Origin of the sequence: Curtobacterium sp. MCBA15_007 (assembly GCF_001864905.1) — a bacterium.
GTDB classification, from domain to species: Bacteria; Actinomycetota; Actinomycetes; order Actinomycetales; family Microbacteriaceae; genus Curtobacterium; species Curtobacterium poinsettiae.
On record NZ_MJGM01000029.1, the window covers coordinates 6,027 to 6,247 of the forward strand.

General features: G+C 69.2%; 1 protein-coding gene. It reads right to left on the bottom strand.

Annotated elements, in window-relative coordinates:
* The coding region (locus tag BIU95_RS12465; protein WP_139179783.1) for a PAC2 family protein at positions 1–221 on the bottom strand (221 nt) is incomplete at both ends.

Sequence of the window (221 nt, forward strand, 5' to 3'; positions counted from 1 at the left end):
TGTCGGCGACCTGCAGGTCGGCGGCGAGCCCGGTGACGGCGCGGACGAAGCGGTTCCACTGGAAGTCCGGCTCGTAGCCCGACAGGAACAGGAACGGCTGGCCGATCTCGTCGCGCACCAGGTGCAGTGCAAGACGGGGCGGTTCGACGGCGCTGATGTGGTCGTGCTCGAAGGTGATGACCGGACGACGGGCACGCCAGTCGAGCAGCACGTCGGGGTCG